The sequence below is a fragment of the Pseudomonas sp. Ag1 genome (genome assembly GCF_000278565.1).
Lineage (GTDB): Bacteria > Pseudomonadota > Gammaproteobacteria > Pseudomonadales > Pseudomonadaceae > Aquipseudomonas.
Genome location: NZ_AKVH01000056.1, coordinates 20,908 through 27,515 on the forward strand (window position 1 = coordinate 20,908; position 6,608 = coordinate 27,515).

The 6,608-nt window shown below is 62.7% G+C and carries 5 protein-coding genes and 1 pseudogene; 3 read left to right on the forward strand and 3 right to left on the reverse strand.

All coding sequences use genetic code 11. The features are described 5' to 3' along the window. Positions 1–207: 207 nt before the first annotated feature. Complete coding sequence (hpaC, locus tag A462_RS29730) at positions 208–720, forward strand: 4-hydroxyphenylacetate 3-monooxygenase, reductase component (protein ID WP_008431080.1); 513 nt, start codon at positions 208–210, stop codon at positions 718–720. Between the two features lie 130 nt (positions 721–850). Here the strand turns inward: hpaC and A462_RS35135 are convergent, their stop codons facing one another. The 3 genes and pseudogenes from A462_RS35135 to A462_RS29720 all read right to left on the reverse strand — a co-directional run bounded on the left by A462_RS35135 (position 851) and on the right by A462_RS29720 (position 4,368). Further along, on the reverse strand, positions 851–1,681 hold the full coding sequence (locus tag A462_RS35135; protein WP_371132386.1) for a methyl-accepting chemotaxis protein: 831 nt from the start codon (positions 1,679–1,681) through the stop codon (positions 851–853). Between the two features lie 24 nt (positions 1,682–1,705). Continuing rightward, positions 1,706–2,992 (reverse strand): annotated as a pseudogene (locus A462_RS35140) (HAMP domain-containing protein); the annotation flags it as partial. Positions 2,993–3,045: 53 nt separating this feature from the next. Beyond that, positions 3,046–4,368: a hypothetical protein gene (locus tag A462_RS29720; RefSeq protein ID WP_008431082.1), complete on the reverse strand. Its 1,323-nt coding sequence runs from the start codon at positions 4,366–4,368 to the stop codon at positions 3,046–3,048. 226 nt (positions 4,369–4,594) lie between these two features. On the opposite strand from A462_RS29720, the gene A462_RS29715 reads away from it, so the two are divergent. Then, positions 4,595–4,984, forward strand: coding sequence for a c-type cytochrome (locus A462_RS29715; protein WP_008431083.1), 390 nt, complete (start codon positions 4,595–4,597; stop codon positions 4,982–4,984). Positions 4,985–4,997: 13 nt separating this feature from the next. Then, the gene (locus tag A462_RS29710; protein WP_008431084.1) at positions 4,998–6,488 is read left to right on the forward strand and encodes an aldehyde dehydrogenase family protein; all 1,491 of its coding nucleotides are present in this window, start codon (positions 4,998–5,000) and stop codon (positions 6,486–6,488) included. The last annotated feature ends 120 nt before the right edge of the window (positions 6,489–6,608 follow it).

Sequence of the window (6,608 nt, forward strand, 5' to 3'; positions counted from 1 at the left end):
CGAGAATTTCTAATTATTGTTTTCGCACGCGGGCACGCTGCGGCGGACATTGGCTCATCTGTGGAGCCTTGCCAGCAGAATACCCAGTGTGAACGGCCCTGACGATAAAGAAACCACCTAGTCGGCATGGGGATCGTCTGAATGGTCGCGCCGCACGGGGCGTCTTAGTCTTGTGGCATCACCCACGGACCGTAAAGGGGCACCGACATGGCCGACCTGAGCCAGCAGCAAATCGACTTTCGCAACGCCATGGCGCAACTGCCGGCCGCGGTGAACATCATCACCACCAACGGCCCGGGCGGGCGTTGCGGGATCACGGCGAGTGCGGTGTGCTCGGTGACGGATTCGCCCCCCACGGTGTTGGTGTGCGTGAACCGCGGGAGTGCGACCCATGATGTGTTCCGTACCAATGGGCAGCTGTGCGTGAACGTGCTGTGCGGGGAGCAGGAAGAGCTGGCGCGGCACTTTGCCGGGATGACCCAGGTGCCCATGGCGGAGCGGTTTGCCTGGGACCTGTGGGACGGAGGCGAGGTGGGGGTGCCGGTGCTGCGGGATGCGCTGGTGCAGCTGGAAGGGCGTATCAGTGAGTGCAAGGAGGTAGGGTCGCATTCGGTGATGTTCGTGGAATTGTCGCGGGTTGGGGTGCGGGGGCAGGGCGACAGCCTGGTGTACTTCAACCGGCTGTTTCACCGGATTGAGCATGCTGGCGCCCATTGCTGAAGATGCAGGGGATCAAATGTGGGAGCGGGCTTGCTCGCGAAGGCGGTGTATCAGAAACCTATTCATTGGCTGACACTCTGTCTTCGCGAGCAAGCCCGCTCCCACATGGGGCCTGCGGGGCAGTTGTTGGTCAGATGCGAAAGCTGCCCACCAGCTGATTCAAGCGTTCCGCTTCACGCTCAAGCTCGGTACAGGCCTGCAGCGTCGACTGCAGGTTTTCCACCCCGGCCTGGTTCAGCATATTGATCTCGGTAATGTCCACATTCAGCGCTTCCACCACCGACGTCTGTTCCTCGGTCGCCGCCGCTACCGACTGGTTGACGTTATCAATCTCACCAATCCTCTGCGTCACGCTGGCCAGCCGCGTACCCGCCAGGTTGGCGATGCTCACGCTTTCCTCGCTGTGCTGCTGGCTCTCGGTCATGGTGCTGACGGATTCCCGTGCGCCCACCTGCAGCTCTTCGATCATCTGCTGAATCTCCAGCGCCGACTCCTGGGTGCGATAGGCCAGGCTGCGCACCTCATCGGCCACCACCGCAAACCCGCGCCCGGCCTCACCGGCCCGGGCCGCTTCAATGGCGGCGTTCAGCGCCAGCAGATTGGTCTGCTGGGAGATGCCCTTGATCACCTCCAGGATTTGCCCGATGTTCACCGTCTTGTGATTCAGCGCATCGATGTGCACGCACGAGGCGCTGATCTTGCCCGACAGTTCATTCATCACGGCAATCGTGCGCTCCACCACCTGGCGCCCATCCTCAGCCTGTTGCCGGGCGCCGGAGGCTTGCTGCGAAGCGTCGGAGGCATTACGGGCGATTTCCTGGGCGGCGGCGCCCAGTTCGTTGATCGCCGCCGCGACACTGTTGGTGCGGGTCGCCTGTTCATCGAAGTTGTTCAGCGAGGAATTCGAGGCCAGCAACACCCGCTTGACCACCTGGTTGACCCCGAGCCCCGCTGAAGACACTTCGCGAATTGACTGGTGGATGCGTTCGACAAAACGGTTGAAGGCGCTGGCCAACTGGCCGATCTCGTCCCGGGATTGCACCTCCAGCCGCCGCGTCAGGTCGCCTTCGCCCCGGGAAATGTCTTCCATCACCCGGGTCAGGGTTTGCAGCGGCCGGGTGATGCGCAGCGCGGCGTACCAAATCAACAGCAGGCCGAGCAGGGCCGAGCCGCCACCCAGCAGCAGTTCCAGGGCGGTGCTTTTCACCCCTTGGGCATCGAGTTGCTGTTGCAGCGCGGTGACCGGCGCCAGCAGCACCGACTGCGGCACGCCCACCAGAACGCCCCACGGTGCGGCACCGGCAATCGGTGCCAGCGGTTCGAGTAGCTTGATTTGCTGTTGATCGACAAAGGTTTGCGGTTGCCCCTGGCGCAACGCGTCCAGTACCTGGGCGCCATCCTGCATGACTTCGCTGATCGGCTGCCCGAGGCGGCTGGCGTCCTCGCTGTAGGCGGAAATCACGCCTTTGGGGCTGACGATGCTGACTTGCCCGTGGCCGTCGAACAGTTGCCCGGCGCTGGTTTGGCTGGCCTGTTGCAAGGCCGCCAGGTTGATGTCCAGGCCAATCACCGCGATCACCTTGCCGTGCTCCATCAGCGGGAACGCAATGCTGGTCACCAGCTTGCGGCTGCCGGAAGCCTCGTCGAAATACGGCTCCAGCACACAGGCCCTGGCGGTGTCGCGGGCGCAGGTGTAGAAGGCGTTGTACGGCGCGCCGCTGGGGCCGGGCGAGGTATTGGCCAGCAGCGCTTCGTCGCCGACTACCGCTGTCAGTTCACCCGGGGTGGCCTGCACCCAGTATTGGGCGAAGCGCCCGGCCTCGTTGCTGCCGACGGCGGCCTGGTCGACGAAGTGGGCATCGTCACCGTCCAGGGCATTGGCTTCGAAAATGACGTAAATCCCGAGCAGGTCGGGCTTGTCGACCAGGGCCTGGCGCAGCTGGGTATTCAGCTCCTGGCGCAACTCTGGGCGGGTCAGTTTGCCCTGTTGTTGCAGTTGCCGCAGGTACAGCACATAACGCGACAAGCCCTGGCCGTATTCATGGGTTTGCATGAAGGTGCGTTGCACCTGCATGGCCTGAACTTGCCCCAGGGCCTGCATGTGTTCCTTGGCGGCGGCAGCGAGCATGTCGCTGCTGGCCTGGGCCACGTGCTGGCTGCTCTGGTGGGTCTGGTAAAGCGACAGGCTCATCAGCAGGCCGACCACCAATAACAGGCAGAGGCCGGCGAGCAGGGCGATCTTGCTCTGGATCGTGAGGAATTTCGTGTGCATTGCGAAGGCCTTGGCCAGGCGGGGCGATGGCGGCGCCACCGCCCCGGCCGGGCTTAGAAGTTAGTGGCGAACACCACTTGGCTGTAGAGGTTTTTATCGTGGTTGCCCAGCTGCGTGCCGCCTTGCTCGGCGCTCTTGTCCGGCTGGTACAGGCCGATCAGCGGCATCACCGTCAGGTGGTCGTTGACGTGCCATTCGGCATACAGGTCCAGCTCGTGGCCGTCGCTGTTGCCGAGGTTGCGGTCGATGGTCTTGAAGTCGAACAACACCGCGCCGACGTTGAGGTTCTGCAGGGGCGAAACCTTGAACGTGACGTTCTGGATGCGTGAGTTGTTGTTGAACGGCCCGGCGTAGTTGCCCGCCACTTCACCTTGGAACCAGGTGCCGTAGCCACGGCTGAAACCGTAGAACAGCGGGTCGAAACCTTCCGAGAAACGGCTGTAGCGGTAGCTCACATACGGCGTCCAGGTCACGTCGGAGAAGGTCCAGCCAGCTTCCAGGTACCAGGCGTCTTCGTTGCCGGTGTGGGGCTTGTCCTGCCAGGCGTATTCGCCGGACAGGAACAGGTTGGTCACCCCGGCATTGCCCGTGGCCCGCAGGCTGTAGGTCTTCATGCCATCGCGTTCCAGCTGCGTGGGGGAGGCGTACTGCTTGTCGACGTCGGTGGTATCGATGTACGTCAGCCCCACGGTGCCTTCGGCGGCCACGTGTTCGAGGGTGGCGACGTACATCTCGGTCTTGGCCTGGGCACGGTTATCGGACTTGAGCCACATCAGGTCGCTGCGCCAGCCTTCCTTGCCGCCCAGGCGCAACACGGCGGTTTCGTCGAAGGCCTTGCGGGCGGCGATGTAGTAGCCGCCGCCGCGATTGAGGTCGCCATCGGCCACGCCCTTGCCGAAGTTCAGCGCGTCGCCGTCAATCAGGAAACCGTCGCCGACCACGATGTTCTGGCGGCCGAAGGACAGGTCCACGCCATTCTCGCCCAGGGCCTCAAACAACTTGCCCGAGCGCCAGCCGAGGTAGGCGTCTTCGAATTTTGTGGTGCGCTCCGAACCGTCGCTGAAACCTGCGGCATCGCCGTCGCCCCAGGTGCCGGAACTCAGCAGGTTGGCCGCACCGTAGGTGGTGCCGGCGCCGCTGAAGCTTTTGTCGAAGCTCAGGCCGTACTTCACGTAGCCCTCGCGCCAGGACGAGGAGCCCTTGGCCAGGCGGCCGGATTGACTGTAGTTCTGCTGGCTGTGGAAGGCACCGAATACCGCTTCCAGCGTGGCGTTCAGATGACTGCTGTCATCGGCGTACAGCTCATAAGCGCCGGCCGGGTTGGCGCCGATCATCAGCGCGAGGGTCGAGAGACGAAGCAAGGGGGACTTGAGCATGGTGTGGCATCCATTCTTGTTCATGACCACAGGGTTGGGGTCTGCCGCGATACTAATGCTGGCGAAGTGACGTGCCTTTTGTCTGGTTGCCAAAGACTTGACTGTGCTTGCCAGAATCCACGGTTTGGCAGCCCGGCCAATACGACTGGCACGCAGGGCAAAACCCGAGCGACCTTGAGCCCTGACAATCGTCGGCAACTTCGATGATTTCCAAGGTCGTTTTTCTATGTTCACTGCACACAGATTTTCCCTGGCCGGCCTGCTGTCGCTGGTCCTGGCCCACAGCGCATTCGCCGCTGAATGCGGCCCTGACCAGAGCCGTGGCGCCCAGGTTTTCGCCAACGAATGCAGCGTGTGCCATGCGGTGGCGAAGGGCGGCGCGACAATGATGGGGCCGAACCTGGCGGGCGTTTACGGACGTAAATCCGGCTCCCTGGCGGGCTTCAGCTACTCCCAGGCGATGCGTGACAAAAACGTCGAGTGGCAAGCCGAGACCATCGCGCAATTCATCACCCAACCCCAGGCGTTTGTGCCCGGCACCTACATGCCCTACATGGGCCTGGCTTCGGCCGACGATCGCCAAGCGGTCGCCTGCTTTCTCAAAGAACAACATTGAATACAGGTGAATCATGAGCAACGTTGAAATCCTGCCGCAGGTGGCTGCATTCCTGGACCGTCGTCATGGCTGCTTTATCGATGGCCAATGGGTATTTGCCGAGGGCGAACACATCAAGGTGATTAACCCGGCCACCGGGCAAACCCTGTGCGAAACCCTCGATGCGCCGCTGCACGTGGTGGAGCAGGCGGTGCAGTCTTCCCATGCGGCGTTCAAGTCCCGCGTGTGGTCGGGATTGCGCCCGGCCGACCGTGAGCGGATTTTGCTGAACTTCACCGCATTGGTTGAGGCCCATGCCGAGGAGCTGGCGCAGCTGGAAACCCTGAGCCAGGGCAAGTCGATCAACCTGGCGCGGGGGCTGGATCTGAACGCCACGGTGGAGTTCATGCGCTACATGTCGGGCTGGGCGACCAAGATCGAAGGGCAGACCTTCGACGTGTCCATCCCTTTGCCGCCGGGGGCCAGGTTCACTGCGTTCACCAAGCGCGAGCCAGTGGGCGTGGTGGTGGGCATCGTGCCGTGGAATTTCCCGCTGCTGATTGCGGCCTGGAAATTGATGCCGGCGCTGGCGACCGGGTGCACGGTGATCATCAAGCCGGCGATGGAAACGCCGCTGACGGCGATGCGCCTGGCGGAGCTGGCGCTGGAGGCGGGGATTCCGGCGGGGGTGTTCAACGTGGTGACCGGTGGCGGGGCCTCGGTGGGGGGCGTTCTGACTGCTCATCCGTTGGTGAGCAAGGTGTCGTTTACCGGTTCGACTGCGGTGGGCAAGAGCGTGGGGGTGGCGTGCATGGAGAACATGACGCGGTTTGCCCTGGAGTTGGGGGGCAAGAATCCGATGATCGTGTTGGCGGATGCGGATATTGATAAGGCGATCCAGGGGGCGATCCTGGGTGGGTTGCTGAACAACGGGCAGGTGTGTGCGGCGGCTTCGCGCTTTTATGTGCATCGTTCGGTGTATGACCGGTTTGTCGAGGGGTTGGCGGCGGCGGTGTCGGCGATGCCGTTGGGGGCGGGGATGGACGGTGAGGCGGCGATTAATCCGTTGGTGTCGCGCAAGCAGCAGCAAGGGGTACTGCGCCATATCGAGCAGGCCCGGGCTGAAGGGGCGCGGGTGGTGATCGGTGGGGATGAGGTTGCGGGTGAGGGGTTTTATGTGCGGCCGACGATTTTGGCGGATATCGATCATGGGATGGCGGTGGCCCGGGAGGAGGTGTTTGGGCCGGTGTTGGGGGTGATGGCGTTTGATGATGAGGATGCGGTGATTGAGTTGGCCAATGACAATCGGTATGGGTTGGCGGCCAGTCTTTGGACCAATGATCTGGGTAAGGCGATGAACCTGGTGCCGCGGATCGAGGCGGGGACGGTTTGGGTGAATGCGCATGTGTTGCTGGACCCGGCGATGCCGTTTGGCGGGGTGAAGCAATCGGGGATGGGGCGGGAGTTTGGGCGGGCGGTGATTGAGGCTTATACCGAGCTGAAGTCGGTGTGTATTGCGCATTGATTGGGGGCATATCCGTTATTTAGGTCACGGCGACTTATGGTTTCGCTCTTACAGCGAGTCACTTTGCAAAAGCGTGTACGGACCGGACACATGGTGGACACATGTGCGGGGACATGGTTG